At 63.7% G+C, this 18,265-nt stretch carries 22 protein-coding genes and 1 tRNA gene; 16 read left to right on the top strand and 7 right to left on the bottom strand.

Annotated features, from left to right (window positions below; all coding sequences use genetic code 11):
* The first annotated feature begins 150 nt into the window (after positions 1–150).
* The gene (locus tag VL973_RS03980; protein ID WP_325282732.1) at positions 151–1,122 is read left to right on the top strand and encodes an esterase-like activity of phytase family protein; all 972 of its coding nucleotides are present in this window, start codon (positions 151–153) and stop codon (positions 1,120–1,122) included.
* Positions 1,123–1,186: 64 nt separating this feature from the next.
* On the opposite strand, the gene rpmB is transcribed toward VL973_RS03980, so the two are convergent.
* The gene (gene rpmB / locus VL973_RS03975) at positions 1,187–1,483 is read right to left on the bottom strand and encodes a 50S ribosomal protein L28 (protein ID WP_325282731.1); all 297 of its coding nucleotides are present in this window, start codon (positions 1,481–1,483) and stop codon (positions 1,187–1,189) included.
* 142 nt (positions 1,484–1,625) lie between these two features.
* Here rpmB and VL973_RS03970 point away from each other — a divergent pair, with 142 nt between their 5' ends.
* Together VL973_RS03970 and VL973_RS03965 are read left to right on the top strand one after the other, a co-directional pair.
* A complete protein-coding gene (locus VL973_RS03970) occupies positions 1,626–1,838 on the top strand; it encodes a hypothetical protein (protein ID WP_325282730.1) in 213 nt (70 codons plus the stop codon).
* 41 nt (positions 1,839–1,879) lie between these two features.
* Positions 1,880–2,308 carry a nucleoside deaminase gene (locus VL973_RS03965; protein WP_325282729.1) on the top strand — a complete coding sequence of 143 codons (429 nt, stop codon included), beginning with the start codon at positions 1,880–1,882 and terminating at the stop codon, positions 2,306–2,308.
* A 44-nt stretch (positions 2,309–2,352) separates the two neighbouring features.
* Here VL973_RS03965 and VL973_RS03960 read toward each other — a convergent pair whose 3' ends face one another.
* Positions 2,353–3,030 carry a YiaD family glycine zipper/OmpA-like lipoprotein gene (locus tag VL973_RS03960; protein ID WP_325282728.1) on the bottom strand — a complete coding sequence of 226 codons (678 nt, stop codon included), beginning with the start codon at positions 3,028–3,030 and terminating at the stop codon, positions 2,353–2,355.
* Positions 3,031–3,193: 163 nt separating this feature from the next.
* Between VL973_RS03960 and VL973_RS03955 the strand changes: the two genes are divergently transcribed.
* Positions 3,194–4,495, top strand: coding sequence for a hemolysin family protein (locus tag VL973_RS03955; protein ID WP_325282727.1), 1,302 nt, complete (start codon positions 3,194–3,196; stop codon positions 4,493–4,495).
* A gap of 38 nt (positions 4,496–4,533) precedes the next feature.
* Entirely contained in the window at positions 4,534–5,097 is a 564-nt protein-coding gene (locus VL973_RS03950) for an SAM-dependent methyltransferase (RefSeq protein ID WP_325282726.1), read from the top strand.
* Here the strand turns inward: VL973_RS03950 and thpR are convergent.
* A complete protein-coding gene (gene thpR, locus VL973_RS03945) occupies positions 5,094–5,630 on the bottom strand; it encodes an RNA 2',3'-cyclic phosphodiesterase (RefSeq protein WP_325282725.1) in 537 nt (178 codons plus the stop codon). The two genes, VL973_RS03950 and thpR, sit on opposite strands and share 4 nt — an antisense overlap.
* A 145-nt stretch (positions 5,631–5,775) precedes the next feature.
* Here thpR and VL973_RS03940 point away from each other — a divergent pair, with 145 nt between their 5' ends.
* Entirely contained in the window at positions 5,776–6,507 is a 732-nt protein-coding gene (locus VL973_RS03940; RefSeq protein WP_325282724.1) for a Bax inhibitor-1/YccA family protein, read from the top strand.
* 118 nt (positions 6,508–6,625) lie between these two features.
* Positions 6,626–6,826 carry a hypothetical protein gene (locus tag VL973_RS03935; RefSeq protein WP_325282723.1) on the top strand — a complete coding sequence of 67 codons (201 nt, stop codon included), beginning with the start codon at positions 6,626–6,628 and terminating at the stop codon, positions 6,824–6,826.
* 24 nt (positions 6,827–6,850) lie between these two features.
* Here VL973_RS03935 and VL973_RS03930 read toward each other — a convergent pair whose 3' ends face one another.
* Positions 6,851–8,911, bottom strand: a complete 2,061-nt coding sequence (locus tag VL973_RS03930; RefSeq protein ID WP_325282722.1) for a putative bifunctional diguanylate cyclase/phosphodiesterase — start codon at positions 8,909–8,911, stop codon at positions 6,851–6,853.
* 116 nt (positions 8,912–9,027) lie between these two features.
* Between VL973_RS03930 and VL973_RS03925 the strand changes: the two genes are divergently transcribed.
* The 5 genes from VL973_RS03925 (at position 9,028) to rplT (ending at position 13,031) form a co-directional block, all read left to right on the top strand.
* The gene (locus VL973_RS03925; RefSeq protein ID WP_325282721.1) at positions 9,028–10,551 is read left to right on the top strand and encodes a fumarate hydratase; all 1,524 of its coding nucleotides are present in this window, start codon (positions 9,028–9,030) and stop codon (positions 10,549–10,551) included.
* Positions 10,552–10,625: 74 nt separating this feature from the next.
* Positions 10,626–11,477: a glucose 1-dehydrogenase gene (locus VL973_RS03920; protein ID WP_325282720.1), complete on the top strand. Its 852-nt coding sequence runs from the start codon at positions 10,626–10,628 to the stop codon at positions 11,475–11,477.
* A gap of 31 nt (positions 11,478–11,508) precedes the next feature.
* The gene (locus VL973_RS03915; RefSeq protein ID WP_325282719.1) at positions 11,509–12,327 is read left to right on the top strand and encodes an inositol monophosphatase family protein; all 819 of its coding nucleotides are present in this window, start codon (positions 11,509–11,511) and stop codon (positions 12,325–12,327) included.
* A 119-nt stretch (positions 12,328–12,446) separates the two neighbouring features.
* Entirely contained in the window at positions 12,447–12,650 is a 204-nt protein-coding gene (gene rpmI / locus VL973_RS03910; protein WP_066699836.1) for a 50S ribosomal protein L35, read from the top strand.
* A gap of 15 nt (positions 12,651–12,665) precedes the next feature.
* Complete coding sequence (gene rplT / locus VL973_RS03905) at positions 12,666–13,031, top strand: 50S ribosomal protein L20 (RefSeq protein WP_325282718.1); 366 nt, start codon at positions 12,666–12,668, stop codon at positions 13,029–13,031.
* A gap of 75 nt (positions 13,032–13,106) precedes the next feature.
* Here the strand turns inward: rplT and VL973_RS03900 are convergent, their stop codons facing one another.
* On the bottom strand, positions 13,107–13,523 hold the full coding sequence (locus VL973_RS03900) for a hypothetical protein (RefSeq protein ID WP_325282717.1): 417 nt from the start codon (positions 13,521–13,523) through the stop codon (positions 13,107–13,109).
* Between the two features lie 122 nt (positions 13,524–13,645).
* Between VL973_RS03900 and VL973_RS03895 the strand changes: the two genes are divergently transcribed.
* The gene (locus VL973_RS03895) at positions 13,646–14,356 is read left to right on the top strand and encodes a queuosine precursor transporter (protein WP_325282716.1); all 711 of its coding nucleotides are present in this window, start codon (positions 13,646–13,648) and stop codon (positions 14,354–14,356) included.
* Positions 14,357–14,364: 8 nt separating this feature from the next.
* Here the strand turns inward: VL973_RS03895 and purQ are convergent, their stop codons facing one another.
* Both purQ and purS read right to left on the bottom strand, forming a co-directional pair.
* Positions 14,365–15,030 (bottom strand): phosphoribosylformylglycinamidine synthase subunit PurQ, encoded by a 666-nt coding sequence (gene purQ / locus VL973_RS03890; RefSeq protein WP_325282715.1) that lies wholly within the window; start codon positions 15,028–15,030, stop codon positions 14,365–14,367.
* Positions 15,027–15,260: a phosphoribosylformylglycinamidine synthase subunit PurS gene (purS, locus tag VL973_RS03885; protein WP_325282714.1), complete on the bottom strand. Its 234-nt coding sequence runs from the start codon at positions 15,258–15,260 to the stop codon at positions 15,027–15,029. Before purS ends, purQ begins: the two co-directional genes overlap by 4 nt.
* A gap of 126 nt (positions 15,261–15,386) precedes the next feature.
* Here purS and VL973_RS03880 point away from each other — a divergent pair, with 126 nt between their 5' ends.
* From VL973_RS03880 to lepA, 3 genes are all read left to right on the top strand, one after another.
* Positions 15,387–16,022 (top strand): glutathione S-transferase family protein, encoded by a 636-nt coding sequence (locus VL973_RS03880; protein WP_325282713.1) that lies wholly within the window; start codon positions 15,387–15,389, stop codon positions 16,020–16,022.
* Positions 16,023–16,131: 109 nt separating this feature from the next.
* Positions 16,132–16,208 (top strand) — tRNA-Pro (locus VL973_RS03875).
* Positions 16,209–16,452: 244 nt separating this feature from the next.
* Positions 16,453–18,246 carry a translation elongation factor 4 gene (lepA, locus tag VL973_RS03870; protein ID WP_325282712.1) on the top strand — a complete coding sequence of 598 codons (1,794 nt, stop codon included), beginning with the start codon at positions 16,453–16,455 and terminating at the stop codon, positions 18,244–18,246.
* The last annotated feature ends 19 nt before the right edge of the window (positions 18,247–18,265 follow it).

Below are 18,265 nucleotides of genomic sequence, written 5' to 3'. Positions count from 1 at the left end.
TCCGTTTCGGCGGATTGGCGAATCGCACCTCACCACCGTTGAAGCCTTTATGGCCGAGTCGCATTGAGCCGAGCCTGAATGCAGCTGTTAGCAATTGTTCAGCTAAACCCGTGGTTGAGCCGGAACGTCGTGCTGATTAGGGCCGGATTGATGCGTATCGCCGTTTCCGTGCTGCTGTGTGTGCTGTTCGTGCCGAGCTATTCGGGCGCGGTGCGGCTGGACCTGCCGGGCGACAATCGCCTTCTCGCGAAACCGGTTGACCTGGTGCCGGGGCAGCCTGCGCGGCGACAGGTCGGTCAGTTGTTGTATCTTGGCGGTATCCGACTGATCGAGCGTGGCACCGGCACCGGCGGTTATTCGGCGATCCGCGTGCGGGGGGACCGGATCACATTGCTGAACGATGGTGGTAATATCCTGGACTTCCGCTGGCGCGGCGGTGTTGCGTTGTCCGAAATCCGCTATTCGTCGCTGCCTGCGGGGCCGGGCAGCGGCTGGCAGAAACAGGATCGCGACAGCGAATCGCTGGCGGTCGATCTCGCCACGGGGCGAATCTGGGTCGGTTTCGAGCGGACGAACGAAATCTGGCAATATGATGCGCGCTTCAAACGCGCGACGGCGCGCGCGGCGCCGAGTGCGATGGCCCGCTGGCGCGAAAATGGTGGTGCCGAATCGCTGGTACGGATGCCCGATGGCGGGCTGGTGGCGCTAAGCGAAGGCACGCGGCCAAGGCGCGGTTCACGCGGGCGCAGGGCGGTTTATTTCGCCGATCCTTCGCGCGGGTTCGACCGGGGGTTCGCCTTTACCTATTATCCGCCTGCGGGGATGCAGCCGACCGACGCGGCGGTGTTGCCCGATGGCCGCCTGCTGGTCCTGAACCGCGCATTCGAATTGCCGCTGGCATTTTCAAATGCGCTGAGCGTGGTCGATCGCGGCGCAATCCGGTCTGGCGCTTCCGTGAGGGGCCGCGTGATTGCCCGGCTGGCGCCGCCGACGCTGCACGATAATTTCGAAGGTCTGGCGGTCACGCAGGAACATGGTCGCACGATCATCTGGCTGGTCAGCGACGACAACCAGTTCGCGCTCCAGCAAAGCCTGCTTCTTAAATTCGCGCTGATAAAATGACATACGAAAGAGCGCCGTTCCACACGGGAACGGCGCTCATTTCACGCAGCCGATCCCTATCGGATCAGGCGGCGGCGTTGCCCGCCAGCTTCTTCGACACTTCGCGCTTGAGGCGACGTGCGCGCAGCGACAGGTCGGTGTCCCGCGTCTTCACCAGCCAGTTGTCCAGTCCGCCGACATGCTCGACCGAACGCAGGCCGTGCGTGGACACGCGCAGACGAACGCTCTTTTCAAGCGAATCCGACATCAGCGTGACATTCTGCAGGTTTGGCAGGAAGGTCCGCTTGGTCTTGTTATTGGCGTGCGACACATTGTGTCCCACCTGCCGGCCCTTGCCGGTCAGCTCGCAAATGCGCGACATGATGTTCAATCCTGATTTCGGGTTGGCCCGGAAAGGCCGCGCCACTACCCCGTCATGGCGGGCGCGTCAACCACCGACACGCAACTTGCCATGCGCGGCGGCGTTGTTGCGGTGACGTTTCAATTCTGAAAGGGGATATCCGATGCGAACGCTGTTGGCCATTCTGGGCGTTGCCGTCCTGGTGATCGTGGTCCTGATGTCGTTGGGCATGGTCAGCATCGACCAGACCCGACCGGGCGTGGTGCAGGCGCCGGAGTTCAAGGCCGATGTCGGCCGCGTCGAACTGGGCACGACCAATCGCACGGTCGAAGTGCCGACGCTGGAAGTCGAAAAGGCGGGCGATCCGCAGCAATAACGGGGGACGCCATTCCATCACCCTTTCGCCTGCCGCCGCCGATGCGCGTCGCGCTCGATGCGGCGGCAGCGGCGGCACGTGCCGGTGAAGTGCCGGTCGGCGCTGTCGTGACGCTCGGCGGCGCCGTGGTCGCGATCGGGTCGAATGCGCCGCGCACGACGCACGATCCGACGGCACATGCCGAAATCGTCGCTATCCGCGCTGCGGCCAGGGCATTGGGGCGTGAGCGACTGGAGGATTGCGACCTGTGGGTCACGCTTGAGCCGTGCGCGATGTGTGCGGGTGCGATCGCCCATGCGCGTATCCGGCGGCTTTATTATGGCGCCGACGATGCCAAGGGCGGTGCCGTGGCCCATGGTCCGCGCTTTTTCACGCAGCCGACCTGCCACCACCGGCCGGAAATCTATGCCGGCATCGGGGAGGGGGACGCCGCAGCGCTGCTGCGATCGTTTTTCGTAACGCGCCGATAAGGCGGGGCGGGCGGTCGAACCGACCATTCCCGCCCCGGCTGGGATCAGCGCAGATCGTTCTGCGTGATCGGCACCAGCTTGATCTCGACGCGGCGGTTTTCCGCGCGACCTTCCTCGCTGTCGTTCGGCGCGACCGGCTGGGTCTCGCCGAAACCGCGCGTGCCCAGGCGCGCCGACTGGACGCCGCGCGTCACCAGATAATCGGCGACCGCCGATGCGCGCCGTTCGGACAGTCCCTGATTATAAGCGTCCGACCCGACCGAATCGGTATGGCCGTAAACATCGACATAGGTCTGGTCGTAACGGCTCAGCGTGTCGGCCACTTGATCCAGCGTCTGGCGAAATTGCGGCCGAATGGCGGTGCTGTCGAAATCGAAGGTGATGCCCGACGGCATGTCGAGCACCAGTTCGTCGCCCTGGCGCACTACGTCGATGCCAGTGCCGGCGGTCTGCTGACGCAGTTCGCGTTCCTGGCGGTCCATATAGGCGCCGACGCCCGCGCCCGCGAGCGCGCCGATCCCCGCGCCGAGAATCTTTTCGGTGCGATCGCGGCGCCCCCCGACGATGTCGCCGAGCAGATAGCCACCAAACGCGCCGCCCAAGCCGCCGATCGCGGCCTTTGAGATGCTGCGCTCACCGGTGACGGGGTCGGTCACGCACGCGCTGGTGATGCCCAGCGCGGCGATGGCAGTTGCGATGCTCAGGCGTTGGGCCAGACGCATGTTCTTTCCTCCGTTTGCAGTTTGTCGGTCGTTCTCTGAGCGGTGCAACACGCTCGACAGCGGCTTGTTCCGCATCCGCACTGAACCGGAAATGAGCGACAGGATGTTCGGATGAAAGGTTGTATCGCTGGACCGTTCTGCCCTATGGCGCTCACTGCCCGCAATGGACCCGCTTCCCCCCTTTCCCTGGATCGACTGCGTCATCATCGTGGCGCTGATCGCGTTGAACGGCGTTTTCGCGATGAGCGAGCTGGCGCTGGTGTCGGCGCGTCGCGCGCGGCTGGAATCGATGGCGCGCGCCGGCAGGAAGGGGGCGACCGCCGCCTTGTTGCTGGCGCAGAATCCGGGCAAATTCCTGTCGGCGGTTCAGATCGGTATCACGCTGATCGGCATTCTGAACGGCGCCTATTCCGGCGCCAGCCTGGGCGTGCCGACGGCCGCGCGGCTGGAGGCGCTGGGCGTGAGCGCCGAATTGTCCGATACGCTGGGCTTCGCCATCGTCATCGGCATCACGACCTATCTCTCGCTGATCGTCGGCGAGCTGGTGCCCAAGCAATTCGCGCTGCGTTCGCCAGAGGCGATTTCCTCGTGGATCGCAATTCCGATGCGCGGCATCTCGGTCGTGGCGGCGCCTTTGGTCTGGCTGCTCGATTCGACCACCGGGCTGGTGTTCAAGATCCTGGGCCTCAGCCGGGAAGCTGAAAATCGTGTGACGGCGGAGGAACTGCACCTGATCGCGACGGAGGCGGCGCGTTCGGGCGTGATTGAGGAGCATGAACGCTCGATCATCTCCGGCGTGGTGCGATTGGCCGATCGGCCGGTGCGTGAAATCATGACGCCGCGAACCGAGGTCGACTGGCTCGACCTTTCACTCCCGGTCGAGGCGGTTCGGGAGACGTTGCGCGCGACGCGGCATACGCGCCTGCCGGTGGCGGACGGATCGATCGACGCGGTGGTCGGCGTGGTCCAGGCTCGCGATGTCGTCGCCGCCCTGATCGACGGGCGGCCGATCGATCTGCACGCGCTGGCCAAACAGGCGCCTGTCCTGCCCGATCAGGTCGACGCCATGGATGCGCTGACGCTGCTGCGCGGTGCCGAAGTGCCAATGGGCTTCGTCCATGACGAATATGGCCATTTCGAAGGGATCGTGACCCCCGCCAATCTGCTGGCGGCGATTGCCGGCGATGTTCGCGGGCCGGACGATATGGGCGAGGACCGTGTGGTCGTGCGCGAGGACGGGTCGTTGTTGGTGTCGGGCCAGATGGCCGCCGATTCGTTGGCCGAACGGATCGATATCGAATTGCCCGAGGATCGCGATTTCGCGACGGTCGCCGGCCTGGCGCTGGCCGTGCTCAAGCACCTGCCGACCGAGGGCGAAACCTTTGTCGAGCAAGGGTGGCGGTTCGAGATCGTCGACATGGACGGCCGCAAGATCGACAAATTGCTGGTCAGCGAAATCGGTTAGGACGCAACGAGTCGGGCGTTGCGGGGTTGGAGAAAGTGATGCGCGCCGTTTCCCCTCTCGCTCTGCTTTTGTGTCTCGCCGCCTGTGCGACGCCGATCCCGCCCTTGCCGCCAGGCGCCGATCCCGATGCGCGGCCCGAACGCACGCCCGACATCTATTATGAGCCAAGCCCTCGCGAGGTCGTGCAGGGCATGTTGTCGCTGGCGCAGGTGACCGACCGCGACATGGTATTTGATCTGGGTTCGGGCGACGGACGCATCCCGATCGCCGCGGCGCGCGATTTCGGCGCGCGCGGCGTTGGGATCGAACTGGACCCGAGGCTGGTCGCGGTGGCGCGCGCCAATGCCGAGCGGGAAGGGGTGGCCGCGCGTGTGCGGTTCGAGGAAGGCGATATCTTCAAGGCCGACCTGAGCGGCGCCACGGTCGTCACATTGTTCCTGCAACCGGGGATCAACCGACGCCTGATGCCCAAATTGCGTGCCGAACTGCCGCCGGGCGCGCGGATCATCAGCCATTATCACGCGATGCGCGGTTGGGAACCGGCGAAGAAGATCAGGGTCAGCGGTCGCCCGATCTTTCTGTGGGTCGTGCCGCCGCGCTAACCCGTCAGCGGATAGCGCTCGACCGCTTCGTAAAGCGCGCCTTCGCGCCCCAAATGGCTCTTGAACAGGATCATCGCGTCGATGTCGAAGGCGTCGGTCGCAAGCCCGGCATGGTCGGCCAGCCAGCGGTCGACCGGACCCGCGCTGCGCCCCAGCCGGGCAAGCGTGATATGGGGCAGATAGGCCCGATGCTCGGGTTCCAGGCCGATGCGAACCAGCGCCTGATCGATCTTTCGGTGCAATTGCCCGATCGCGTCGCGCGGCTGAATGCCCGCCCACAGCGCATTGGGCCGCCCGCGCACGTCGAAGCCGCCGACCCCGGCGATGTGCAGCGACAATGGCGCAAAGCGGATCGCCGCCAGCGCATGGGCGGCATCCTCCGCTGCCCGGCGATCGACCTGTCCTATAAAGCGCAGCGTGATGTGGAGTTGGTCGTCCCCCTGCCACCGGGCGCCGGGCACGCCGTGCATGATGCCGGCCAATCGTTGGCGAATGGCCGGGGGCGGGCGGAGACCGGCGAACAAACGATGCATTGTCGCAATCTGGTGAGCTGATCGCCATCCGGCAATGTAACGAACTATGTCCAATTTACGCGCACGTGCCGGTTTTGCTTGAAAGACACGCGCTTGCACACGATATTTCGATCATCCGGCACGAGCCGGGTTAAAGGAGTTCAAGATGGCAAACTGGTCTGATCCCCGGACCGCCACGTCCGCTCCCTACGCCACGCGCGCAGGAACGCGCGATGCGGCGTATGATGCGGGGCTGCGGTCCTATATGCTTTCGGTCTACAACTACATGGCGTCGGGCGTGCTGCTGACCGGCATCGTCGCGCTGCTGTTCGCATCGTCGGGCATGGCGGCGGCGGTGTTCGCAACGCCGCTGCGCTGGCTGATCGTGCTGTCGCCGCTGGCATTCGTGATGGTGCTGAGCTTCGGCATCAACAAGCTGTCGACCGGCGCGGCACAGGCGACGTTCTGGGCGTTTTCGGCCGTGATGGGCCTGTCGATGTCGTCGATCTTCCTGGTTTACACCGGGGCGTCGATCGCCATCACCTTCTTCGCGACCGCCGTGGCGTTCCTGGCGCTCAGCCTCTATGGTTACACGACGAAGCGTAACCTGTCGGGGTTCGGCACGTTCCTGATTATGGGCGTGGTCGGCCTGATCGTTGCTTCGCTGCTGAACCTGTGGTTCCAGTCGCCGGTCATGAACCTGGTCATCAGCGCGATCGGCGTGCTGCTGTTCGCGGGCCTGACGGCTTATGATACCCAGCGTATCAAGAGCATGTATGACTGGGTGCGCGGAACCGACATGATGGGCAAGGTCGTTATCATGGGGGCGCTGTCGCTCTATCTCGACTTCGTGAACATGTTCCAGTTCCTGCTGTCGTTCATGGGCAGCCGCGAATAATCTTCGGCGTCGGACGACAGATCGAAACGGGAGAGGCCTGGCGGCGAACCGCCGGGCCTTTTTTTGCGGGAACGCCTGACCGGGCGTGATCGTTGAATTGTTCGAAGGAGAACATTCAGTGACCCAGCATGAACTTCCGATCGCCGATGAAGCGAAGGACGGCCTGTCGGTGGCGCCACCCGATCCGGCCGGTGACGACGACGCGCAGGATGCCGTCGATATCGGGTCAGAGGATTCGATGGACGCATCCGACCCGCCATCGACCTCGGCGCCCGGATCTCAGCGCGATGTCGATCAGGCGAAGGAAATCGATCGGTAACAGGACGCCTGACCGAACCGGGGTTCAGCCGGATCGGCGCATCGCCGCCGGCTGAATCGGCAAGCGGTCGAGGTTGAACGGTTCGCTGAACTGCAGCCCCGCCTGTCCGCTATGCGCCCAGCGCAGTTCGGCCTCGAACATCTGCCCCTCCAGCAGTTCGATCTTCAGCCGGGAGCCAACCATCGTTTCGGCGAAGCTGACCCCCTCGATCATCGCGCCCCGGCTGGATACGTTGCGGACCCGCACTTCGCGCGACTCCGTGCCTGTCTGAAGCATGGCGCGTCGAAACGTACGGATGCGCGGCGCGCGGCTGACGCGGATGCCGTCGGCCACGGCATACCCCTGCAGCGCCAGTATCCGCGCCTCTGATGCAGGCATCGGACGACCATAGACAAAGCCCTGGATGTGGCTGCATCCCAAACGCGTGACGAGCGCGATCTCGTCATGCATCTCCACACCCTCGGCAGTTGTTTCCATCCCCAACGCGGTCGCCATCGCCACGATCGCCTGAATCAGCGCGGCATTGCGATTGCCCGTCACCGCCGCGCCGTGGACAAAGCTCTGGTCGATCTTGATCTTGTCGAAGGGCGCCTTGCGAAGATAGCCGAGCGATGAATAGCCGGTGCCGAAATCGTCGAGCGCCAACCGCACGCCCAGCCGCTTGAGCGAAGCGAACATCGCCTCGGATGCAGCGCTCTCGGTCAGGAACACGCTTTCGGTGATTTCCAGCTCCAGCCGGTCGGCGGCCAGTCCGCTGGATGCCAGCGCCGATGCGACGACAGCGGGCAGGTGGGAATTGGTGAACTGGACGGGCGACACGTTGACGGCGACCCGCACGGCGCACGGCCAGCTTGCCGCATCGGCGGTGGCGGTGCGGAGGACCCATTCGCCGATCTGGTCGATCAGGCCGCACTCCTCGGCGATCGGCACGAAATCGCCAGGGGAAACCTCACCGCGCACCGGATGCGTCCAGCGGACCAGCGCTTCATAGCCGACGATCGCCGCGTCCGCGGTTGATACTACCGGCTGATAAGCGACGTGAAACTCCCCGCGCGCCAATGCGCCGCGCAGATCATCCTCGATCGCTTTGCGGTGGCGTGCACCCGCCAGCATGTCCTGATGATAGAAGCGGTGCGTGCCCCTGCCACCGGCCTTGGCGGCATAAAGCGCCAGGTCCGCGCTGCGAATCAGCGTTTCGGAGTCATGGCCGTCCTGTGGCGCCAGCGCGATGCCGATCGAGGCGCCGATCGTCACGGTCGACCCCGCAAGGAAATAGGGTTGCGACAGCGATGCGATGATAGCGGCGGCCAGCACTTCAAGCGATGCGCGACCGTCGGGTTCGGGCACGATGACCTGAAACTCGTCCCCGCCGAGACGCCCGACCAATCCTTTGCTGCCGACGCATTGCGTCAGCCGCTGTGCGACATGCTTCAACAACTTGTCGCCGACCTGATGGCCCAAAGTGTCGTTTACCGCTTTGAACCGGTCGAGGTCGAGTAGCAGCAACGCGACCGGACGCCACCCGTGGCTGGGTCGCGCCAGCATCTGGTCCAGCGACAGCCGCATTCGCTGGCGATTGGCAAGGCTGGTCAGACCGTCGAACAGCGCGAGGCGCGTGATTTCGGCCTCTGCGCGGCGTTTTTCGGTCAGGTCGCTGCCCGTCCCGGTAAAGCCCTGGAACTGCCCCAGCGAATCGATTCGCGGGCTGCCCGATACCGTCCAGTATCGCGTAAGGTCGCCTTGTCCCGATTGCAGCGAATAATCGGAAAAGGACGTGCGCGACGAAAAGTGGAACACAAGAGTGCGTTCGGTGTCGTCCTGGTCTCCCGACAGGCGGAACAGCGACGTGAATGCCTGTCCCAGACAGGGTTCGCTGTCCAGCACCTGCGTGATCTTCTCCGACAAATAGGTCAGGTGTCCGTTGCGGTCGGTTTCCCAGAACCAGCCACTGCCATGCTCCTCCGCCTCGCGCACCAGACGCAACGCCACGCGCGCGGCATCTTCCCCGTCCCCGGATGCCGCTTCGGCGGATCGGATCATGCCGCGCACGCGGTCGAACGGGGTTTTCAGGTCGAGTTTGCCCACGCCGCTCGCTTACGGGCGTCATGCTTACCAAATGGTTTCGGTTGCCACCCACTTGGCCGCATCGTGGCCACCGCCTATGGCAGGCGGCATTTCCCGATCGCATGTGAAACGAGGCCATGACCGTCACCATCCGCGCAACCGACCTGATCGACAGCGTCGCCGACGCGCTTCAGTTCATCAGCTATTTTCACCCGATGGATTATATCCGCGCGCTGGGCGACGCCTATGCCGCCGAACAATCGCCCGCGGCCAAGGACGCGATCGCGCAAATCCTGACCAACAGCCGCATGTGTGCGGAGGGTCATCGCCCCATCTGTCAGGACACCGGCATCGTCAATGTGTTCGTTAAATGGGGCATGGATTGCCGCCTGGACGACACCAGCCGTTCCTTGCAGGACGTGGTGGATGAGGGGGTTCGCCGCGCATACCTGCACCCCGAAAACCGGCTGCGCGCATCGGTGCTGGCCGACCCCGCCTTTACCCGCCGCAACACGCGCGACAACACGCCGTCGGTTCTGCACGTCGAAATGGTGCCGGGCGCAACGGTGTCGGTCGATGTCGCGGCCAAGGGCGGCGGTAGCGAGAACAAGTCCAAGTTCAAGATGATGAACCCGTCGGATTCGATCGTCGAATGGGTGGTCGAGATGCTGCCGCAAATGGGCGCGGGCTGGTGCCCGCCGGGGATGCTCGGCATCGGCATCGGCGGCACGGCGGAACATTGCGTTCTGTTGGCCAAAAAGGCGCTGATGGAGCCGATCGACATGGCGCAGTTGAAGCTGCGCGGCCCGTCGAACGACATTGAAAAGTTGCGGATCGACATTTTCGACCGGGTGAATGCGCTGGGCATCGGCGCGCAGGGGCTAGGCGGCCTGTCGACCATCCTCGACGTCAAGATCATGGACGCGCCGTGCCATGCGGCGGGCAAGCCGGTGGCGATGATCCCCAATTGCGCCGCCATGCGCCACGCGCACTTCACGCTGGACGGTTCAGGAGCAAGCTATCTCGATGCGCCCGATCTGGATGCCTGGCCCAAGGTCGACTGGCAACCCGATCCGGCTGCGATCCGCGTCGACCTCGACACCCTGACGCCCGACGTGGTGCGGGGGTGGAAGCAGGGCGACCGCCTGCTGCTGAACGGCAAGATGCTGACCGGCCGCGACGCCGCGCACAAGCGGATCAAGGACATGCTTGAAGCGGGGCAGGAACTCCCGGTCGCGTTCAAGGGCCGCGTCATTTATTATGTCGGCCCGGTCGATCCTGTCGGTGAGGAAGTGGTCGGCCCCGCCGGTCCCACCACCGCCACGCGCATGGACAAGTTCACCCGCATGATGCTGGACCAGGGGTTGCTGGCGATGGTCGGCAAGGCCGAGCGCGGCCCCGACGCGACCGATGCGATCCGTGAGGGCAAGTCGGCCTATCTGATGGCGGTCGGCGGCGCGGCCTATCTGGTCGCGCGCGCGATCAAGGGGTCGAAGGTCGTGGGCTTCGAGGACCTTGGCATGGAAGCGATTTACGAGTTCGAGGTAAAGGACTTCCCCGTAACCGTTGCCGTCGATGCGGAGGGCAATAATGTCCACCAGCTCGCGCCTCTGGTCTGGCGGGAGCGGATCGCGAAGGACGGGCTGCTCGAAAACGCTTGATCCAGAGCAGGAAAGGAACGGCCCCGCGCGCGGTCGGTTCTTCGTTGCATCTCCCAAAGCGACGAGGTGCGACGATGACCGAGACGATCGATATGATCCACGAGGACGCGCTGCCCGGCCACGAATCGAAACTGACGCCCAAGCCCGAATGGCAGCCGCGCTATCCGGGTTCGGGACGGTTACAGGGCAAGGTCGCGATCATCACTGGCGCCGACAGCGGCATCGGCCGCGCCGTTGCGGCGCTTTACGCGCGCGAAGGCGCCGATGTGGCGATCCTTTACCTGTGCGAACATGACGATGCCGAGGAAACGGCGCGCATCGTCCGGGACGAGGGCGCGCGGGCCATCAACATCGCGGGCGATGTCGGCGACAAGGCGTTCTGTGAACAGGCGGTCGCCCGCATTGTGAAGGAATTCGGCCGGATCGACATTCTGGTCAACAATGCCGGCGAACAGCATCCCGACACCGACATTACCGACATTACCGAGGAACAGCTTCGCCGCACGTTCCAGACCAACATCTTCGGCATGTTCTTCATGGTGCAGGCCGCAGTGCCGCACATGAAGGCAGATGCGGCGATCGTGAACTGCACGTCGGTGACGATGTATCAGGGATCGAAGGAACTGCTCGACTATTCCTCGACCAAGGGCGCGATCACCGCTTTCACCCGCAGCTTGTCGGAGAACCTGATCGAAAAGGGCATCCGTGTGAATGCCGTGGCGCCGGGGCCGATCTGGACGCCGCTGAACCCCAGCGGCGGTGCGACCGAGGAGAAACTAAAGACCTTTGGCGAGAGCACGCCGATCGGGCGGCCGGGCCAGCCCAACGAAGTCGCGCCGTCGTTCCTGTTCCTGGCGTGCGACGATTCGAGCTATATATCGGGACAGGTGCTGCATCCCAATGGCGGGATGATCGTCAATGGCTGACGTGCTGCGTTTCACGCGCTAGGGAAGGGCGATGCCCGTTTCCCAAGCCGATATCGACCTCGCCCACCGTCTTGCCGATGCGGCGGGGGAGGTCATTAGACCGTATTTTCGCGGCGCCTTTGGGCTTGAGACCAAGGGCGACCAGTCCCCCGTCACGCTTGCCGACCAGGAGGCCGAAGCCGCGATGCGCCGGTTGCTCGATGCCGAGCGGTCGGGCGACGGCATTGTGGGCGAGGAATATGGCGAGAAGCCCGGTGTGACCGGGCGACAGTGGATACTCGATCCCATCGACGGAACGCGCAGCTTTACCGTGGGGCGCGCGATCTTTGGCACGCTGATCGCGCTGGTGGAGGATGGTTGGCCGGTGCTGGGCATCATCGACCAGCCGGTGCAGCGCGAACGCTGGGTCGGCGTGGCGGGGCGCGACACGCTGTTCAACGGCCGCCCTGCCCGCACGCGGGCGTGTTCGGCTTTGGAGGGTGCGATCGTGGCGACAACCAGCCCGCATCTGTTCGCCGATGGCGACGTGCCGCACTTCATGTCGCTGATTCATGCGGTGTCGAAGGGTGCGCCGCGACAGGGACCGGTCTATGGCGGCGATTGTTACAATTACGGCCTGCTCGCCAGCGGGCATCTGGATATCGTCTGCGAATCGGGGCTGAAGCTCTATGATTTCGCGGCGCTGGTGCCGGTGGTCGAGGGGGCGGGCGGGCGCATGTGCGACTGGAACGGCGACCCTCTGACCGCCGCCAGCGAGGGGCATGTACTCGCCATCGGCGACGCGGCACGCGCCGACGAGGTGCTGGACGCGCTGCATTCGATCGGCGACCACGACCATCACCACCACTGATCTTGCGTTTCACCGCGACTGCGGCTAACGCGCGCAACTTCCACGATCGCAATGACGAACCGCCTGGCCAGTGTGGGCTGCCATGGCAGTTCAGGATCGTCGACTGCAAGGAGACGAAAATGCCCAAGATGAAGACCAAGAGCGGTGTGAAGAAGCGCTTCAAGTTCACCGCCACGGGCAAGGTGAAGCACGGCGTCGCCGGCAAGCGCCACCGCCTGATTTCACACAACGCGAAATATATCCGTCAGAACCGTGGCACCAGCGTGCTGTCGGATGCCGATGCCGGTCACGTGCGCCTCTGGGCGCCCTATGGCCTCAAGTAAGGGAGGGCATAAGACATGGCACGAGTAAAGCGTGGCACGACCACCAAGGCCAAGCACAAGCGGGTTCTGGATCAGGCGAAGGGCTATTATGGCCGTCGCAAGAACACGATCCGCATCGCACGCCAGGCCGTCGAGAAGGCCGGCCAATATGCGTATCGGGACCGCAAGGTTAAGAAGCGCACGTTCCGCGGCCTGTGGATCCAACGCATCAATGCGGGCGTCCGCGCCGAAGGTCTGACCTATTCGCAGTTCATGCACGGCCTGAAGCTGGCGGGCATCGAACTGGACCGGAAGGTTCTGGCCGACATCGCGATGCACGAAGGTGAAGCCTTCTCCGCAATCATCGCTCAGGCAAAGGCCGCGCTGCCGCAGGCGGCATAAGCCGTTCAGCCGAGGCTGATAAGAAAAGGGGGCGCCGGTCTTTCGATCGGCGCCCCCTTTTATTTGGCTATCGGTTCAGCGGCACTGAACGTTATCGCGGTCGATCGCCTCGCCCGCCGCGGCGCCTGCCGCGCCGCCCAGCAGTGCACCCAGCAGACCCGAACCGCCGGGACGCAGCGCCGTGCCCAGCACGCCACCGGCCAGACCGCCAACGATCAGGCCCGTCGTGCCATCCGAACGGCGGCAATAATAACGGCCATCCTGACCGGCATAAATGCGGTCGTTGCGTGACAGGCGGCGCGCCTGGCGCCGGTTGTCTTCACGGTAATAGCGATCGGCATAATAGCCGCCATAGGAAGGGTCGGGGCGGTTATAGTCGTAGTTCGAATAGCCCAGGCCACCGCCGCCCAAGCCATAGCCGTTCGAGCAACCACCCACCATCGCGGCGCTGCCCAATGTCAACGCGCCCAGTGCGATCTTGAGTCCGCGCATCTTTTGTCTCCTCCTGTTGATGGCTGGGGAATGCCGGAGCGCCCAAATGGTTGCGGGAAAAGGCACATGGGTCCGAAACGATTGCGTTGAAAGCGCCGGTTTTGCGGTGCACAACATGGGCCATGATCGCTACTCCCGCCAGCGCCGACGACCTTCGCGGAAAACCCTTTCGCTATTTCGATTTCGTGATGGCGGCATTCGTCGTCGTGCTGGTGCTGTCGAACGTCATCGGCGCGGCCAAGCTGTCGTCGGTCGGCGGTATCGTGTTCGGGGCGGGCATCCTGTTCTTTCCGGTCAGCTATGTGATCGGCGACGTGCTGACCGAGGTTTATGGTTACGCACGCGCACGCCGGTGCATCTGGGCGGGGTTCGGCGCGCTGATCTTCCTTGCGTTGATGAGCTGGGTGGTCGTCAGCCTGCCGCCCGCCCAAGGCTGGACCGGGCAGGCGGCTTATGAAGCGGTGTTCGGACAGGTCTGGCGCATCGTAATCGCGTCGATCACCGCGTTCTGGGCAGGGGAGTTCGTCAACAGCTTCGTGCTGGCGCGCATGAAGCTGCTGACCGCCGGCCGTCATTTGTGGAGCCGCACGATCGGCTCGACCGTGGTGGGGCAGGCCGTCGACAGCCTGATCTTCTATCCCATCGCCTTTCTGGGCGTCTGGACGACCGAGCAGGTATTGACCGTGATGGTCACGAACTGGGCGATGAAGGTCGCGTGGGAAGTCGTGCTGACGCCCGTCACCTATGCCATCGTGGGCGGACTGAAGCGGGCGGAGGGCGTCGACGTCTTCGACCGCGAAACCGACTTCACGCCCTTTCGCACTCGCGTCTGACCGCAGGGTCAGGCGACGGCGGCGACCAGTCCTTCGAACAACCGGCGGCCATCATTGCCGCCATGCGCGCCTTCGACCCGGCGTTCGGGGTGGGGCATCATGCCCAGCACATTGCCGTTTTCATTCAACAGGCCGGCAATGCCGCGCGCCGATCCGTTGACATCCTCGGCATAGCGGAATGCAATGCGGCCCTCGCCCTCGATCCGGTCGAGCGTGGCGTCGTCGGCGAAATAATTGCCGTCATGATGCGCCACGGGCACGGTAATCGTCTCGCCAGCGCTATAGCCGCGCGTGAACAGCGATCGGTCGTTGGCGACCGTCAGCGGCACATAGCGACACACGAAATCCAGCCCCTTGTTCCGCATCAGCGCGCCGGGAAGCAGGCCGATTTCCGTCAGGATCTGGAATCCGTTGCAGATGCCGATGACCGGCACGCCGCGACCCGCCGCATCGACGACCGCGCGCACCACCGGGGATCGCGCCGCAATCGCGCCACAGCGCAGATAATCGCCATAGGAAAAACCGCCGGGCAGCGCGATCAGATCGGTGCCGCCCGGCAGGTCGCTGTCGCCGTGCCAGACCATCGCCGGCTTCTGCCCTGTCACCTGCTCCAGCGCGACGGCGATGTCGCGGTCGCAGTTCGAGCCGGGAAAGACGATGACCGCCGTCTTCATGCCGCGTGCTCGACCCGGTAGTTTTCGATGACGGTATTGGCGAGCAGCTTTTCGCACATGTCCCTGACCGCTTCGTCGCTGGTGCCGTCGGCAACGTCGAGTTCAAAGATCTTGCCGGCGCGCACATCGGCCACGCCGTCGAAGCCCAGCGAACCGAGCGCGTGCTGAATGGCCTTGCCCTGCGGATCGAGGACGCCGGGCTTGAGGGTCACGACGACGCGAAGTTTCATGGGGTTCAGGTCCATCACGGTAAAAACGGAATGGCGCCGCTATGGCGTGTCGCGCGCGCGCCCGCAACCCGCGTGCTTGACGGTTCGTTCTGTTCGTGTTTTGTTCAATCGAGCGGGAGAGAAGCGATGATGAATGACCTGACATTTTACACCAATCCCATGTCGCGCGGTCAGATCGCGCGCTGGATGATCCATGAAACCGGATTGGCATATCAGGCCGTGGTGCTCGATTATGGCAAGATGATGAAAAGAAGCGAATATCGGGCGATCAATCCGATGGGCAAGGTGCCGGCCATTGTTCATCGCGAGCAGGTCGTGACCGAATGCGCCGCCATTTGCGCCTATCTGGCGGATGCCGTGCCCGATCGCGGATTGGCGCCGCCCGTCGAACGGCGCGGCGATTATTATCGCTGGCTGTTCTTTGCCGCCGGCCCGCTGGAACAAGCGGTGACGGCCCGTGCGCTGGGATTTGAAGTTCCGCCCGAGAAGCAGGCGACCGCGGGGTTCGGCACCTTCGAGCAAACGGTCGACACGCTGGATGAATGGCTGTCGACGCATGATTACGTCGCCGCCGATATTTTCACCGCGGCCGATGTCTATGTCGGCGCGCAGGTTATCTGGGGCACCCAGTTCGGCACCTTGCCCAAATTGCCCGCGTTCGAGCGTTATGCCGCCCGGCTGTGCGAGCGTGCCGCATATCAGGAAGCAAAGGCGATCGATGATGCGCTGATCGCGAAAATGCAGCGGAAGACAATGGTTTGAGGCCAGCCAGCGGCGCGCTTGCACCTTTTCGAAACGGATGCTTGAATCGATCGCGCAGCCTGCTATACGGCGCGCCTCGCCAACGGGGTTCGCCTCGATTGTCGTCGGTCGGGGAATAGCTCAGCCTGGTAGAGCACCACGTTCGGGACGTGGGGGCCGGAGGTTCGAATCCTCTTTCCCCGACCAATTTATCCCGCATCGGCAATTCGTCCGCATCGCCATTTCGGTTCCCCAGCCCGCGACCCGTTTTCGGTCGGACATCGGCGCGAGTCGAGGCTGGTCGCATCGGATGCAGCCCTGGTTCGCGCCCTTTTACGGCATTGCCGGCGCCTGCTTTCGTCCCGCCCGGCAGCGGGTTGGGCGGCCGAGCCGGGCGACGCGCGCGACCGCTTTGGCAATGGCGGGTTTAGGTGCTATCGGCCGCGCGACCATGAGCACCCCACAGTCCAAGATCCGCAACTTTTCGATCATCGCGCATATCGACCATGGCAAGTCGACGCTGGCCGATCGCCTCATCCAACGCACCGGCGGCCTGACCGAGCGCGAGATGTCGGCGCAGGTGCTCGACAATATGGATATCGAGAAGGAGCGCGGCATCACCATCAAGGCGCAGACCGTGCGCCTGGAATGGAAGGGCCATGTCCTGAACCTGATGGACACGCCGGGACATGTCGACTTCGCCTATGAAGTCTCGCGCTCGCTTGCGGCGTGCGAGGGTGCGCTGCTGGTGGTCGACGCGGCGCAGGGTGTTGAGGCGCAGACGCTGGCCAATGTCTATCAGTCGATCGAGCATGACCATGAAATCGTGCCCGTCATCAACAAGATCGACCTGCCCGCCGCCGAACCCGAAAAGGTCCGGGCCGAGATCGAGGATGTCATCGGCCTCGACGCATCGGGCGCGGTGCTGGCCAGTGCTAAGTCGGGCATCGGGATCGAGGAAATCCTGGACGCCGTGGTCGAGCGGATTCCCGCACCCCGCGGCGATGCAGACGCCCCGCTGAAAGCGATGCTGGTCGATAGCTGGTATGACCCGTATCTGGGCGTCGTCATCCTGGTGCGCGTGATCGACGGGACACTGAAAAAGGGCCAGCAGATCAAGTTCATGCAGGCCGGCACGACGCATCTGGTCGACCGCGTCGGCTGTTTCCGGCCCAAGATCGAGCAACTTGCCGATCTCGGCCCCGGCGAAATCGGCTTCATCACGGCACAGATCAAGGAAGTCGCGCAGACTGCGGTCGGCGACACCATCACCGATGCCCGGAAACCGGCTGCCGAGGCGCTGCCCGGCTTTAAGGAAGTGCAGTCAGTGGTGTTCTGCGGCCTGTTCCCGGTCGACGCCAACGACTTTGAAAAACTACGCGAATCGATCTCGAAGCTGCGGCTGAACGATGCGAGTTTCACGTTCGAGATGGAAACATCGGCGGCGCTGGGTTTTGGCTTTAGATGCGGTTTCCTAGGCCTGCTGCACCTTGAGATCATTCAGGAGCGGCTGACGCGCGAATATGACCTGGATCTGATTACCACCGCGCCGTCGGTGGTCTATCAAATCGAGTTGACGCACGGCAGCGGTCATCTTGAGCTGCATAACCCCGCCGACATGCCCGACCCCAGCCGGATCGAGACGATCGCCGAACCCTGGATCGAGGCGACGATCTATGTTCCCGACGAATATCTGGGAACGATCCTGAAGCTGTGTCAGGACCGGCGCGGAATCCAGAAGGATCTGACCTATGTCGGCGGCCGGGCGCAGGTGAAATACGAACTGCCGCTCAACGAAGTCGTGTTTGATTTCTATGATCGGCTGAAATCGATCAGCCGTGGCTATGCCAGCTTTGACTATGAACAGATCGGTTATCGCGAAGGCGACCTTGTGAAGATGTCGGTGCTGGTCAACAACGAACCGGTCGACGCGCTGTCGATGATCGTGCATCGTTCGACCGCCGAAGGCCGCGGGCGCGGCATGTGCGAGCGGTTGAAGGATCTGATCCCGCGTCACTTGTTCAAGATCCCGATCCAGGCCGCGATCGGTGGCAAGGTCATCGCGCGTGAGACGATTGCCGCGCTTCGCAAGGACGTTACCGCCAAATGCTATGGTGGCGACATCAGTCGCAAGCGCAAGCTGTTGGAAAAGCAAAAGGAAGGCAAAAAGCGGATGCGCGAATATGGCTCGGTCCAGATTCCGCAGGAAGCCTTTATCGCCGCGCTTCGCATGGGTGAGGAATAATCGGTCCCCGGATGCAACG

Origin of the sequence: Sphingomonas sp., from assembly GCF_035490575.1 — a bacterium.
GTDB lineage: Bacteria > Pseudomonadota > Alphaproteobacteria > Sphingomonadales > Sphingomonadaceae > Sphingomonas.
This window is presented reverse-complemented; position numbering and strand designations above follow the sequence as displayed.

Excerpts from the sequence above, each read along its gene's own strand:
- VL973_RS03980 (WP_325282732.1), top strand. The coding sequence starts at position 151 with ATGCGTATCGCCGTTTCCGTGCTGCTGTGTGTGCTGTTCGTGCCGAGC.
- rpmB (WP_325282731.1), bottom strand. The coding sequence starts at position 1,483 with ATGTCGCGCATTTGCGAGCTGACCGGCAAGGGCCGGCAGGTGGGACAC.
- VL973_RS03970 (WP_325282730.1), top strand. The coding sequence starts at position 1,626 with ATGCGAACGCTGTTGGCCATTCTGGGCGTTGCCGTCCTGGTGATCGTG.
- VL973_RS03965 (WP_325282729.1), top strand. The coding sequence starts at position 1,880 with ATGCGCGTCGCGCTCGATGCGGCGGCAGCGGCGGCACGTGCCGGTGAA.
- VL973_RS03960 (WP_325282728.1), bottom strand. The coding sequence starts at position 3,030 with ATGCGTCTGGCCCAACGCCTGAGCATCGCAACTGCCATCGCCGCGCTG.
- VL973_RS03955 (WP_325282727.1), top strand. The coding sequence starts at position 3,194 with ATGGACCCGCTTCCCCCCTTTCCCTGGATCGACTGCGTCATCATCGTG.
- VL973_RS03950 (WP_325282726.1), top strand. The coding sequence starts at position 4,534 with ATGCGCGCCGTTTCCCCTCTCGCTCTGCTTTTGTGTCTCGCCGCCTGT.
- thpR (WP_325282725.1), bottom strand. The coding sequence starts at position 5,630 with ATGCATCGTTTGTTCGCCGGTCTCCGCCCGCCCCCGGCCATTCGCCAA.
- VL973_RS03940 (WP_325282724.1), top strand. The coding sequence starts at position 5,776 with ATGGCAAACTGGTCTGATCCCCGGACCGCCACGTCCGCTCCCTACGCC.
- VL973_RS03925 (WP_325282721.1), top strand. The coding sequence starts at position 9,028 with ATGACCGTCACCATCCGCGCAACCGACCTGATCGACAGCGTCGCCGAC.
- VL973_RS03920 (WP_325282720.1), top strand. The coding sequence starts at position 10,626 with ATGACCGAGACGATCGATATGATCCACGAGGACGCGCTGCCCGGCCAC.
- VL973_RS03915 (WP_325282719.1), top strand. The coding sequence starts at position 11,509 with ATGCCCGTTTCCCAAGCCGATATCGACCTCGCCCACCGTCTTGCCGAT.
- rpmI (WP_066699836.1), top strand. The coding sequence starts at position 12,447 with ATGCCCAAGATGAAGACCAAGAGCGGTGTGAAGAAGCGCTTCAAGTTC.
- rplT (WP_325282718.1), top strand. The coding sequence starts at position 12,666 with ATGGCACGAGTAAAGCGTGGCACGACCACCAAGGCCAAGCACAAGCGG.
- VL973_RS03900 (WP_325282717.1), bottom strand. The coding sequence starts at position 13,523 with ATGCGCGGACTCAAGATCGCACTGGGCGCGTTGACATTGGGCAGCGCC.
- VL973_RS03895 (WP_325282716.1), top strand. The coding sequence starts at position 13,646 with ATGATCGCTACTCCCGCCAGCGCCGACGACCTTCGCGGAAAACCCTTT.
- purQ (WP_325282715.1), bottom strand. The coding sequence starts at position 15,030 with ATGAAGACGGCGGTCATCGTCTTTCCCGGCTCGAACTGCGACCGCGAC.
- purS (WP_325282714.1), bottom strand. The coding sequence starts at position 15,260 with ATGAAACTTCGCGTCGTCGTGACCCTCAAGCCCGGCGTCCTCGATCCG.
- VL973_RS03880 (WP_325282713.1), top strand. The coding sequence starts at position 15,387 with ATGATGAATGACCTGACATTTTACACCAATCCCATGTCGCGCGGTCAG.
- lepA (WP_325282712.1), top strand. The coding sequence starts at position 16,453 with ATGAGCACCCCACAGTCCAAGATCCGCAACTTTTCGATCATCGCGCAT.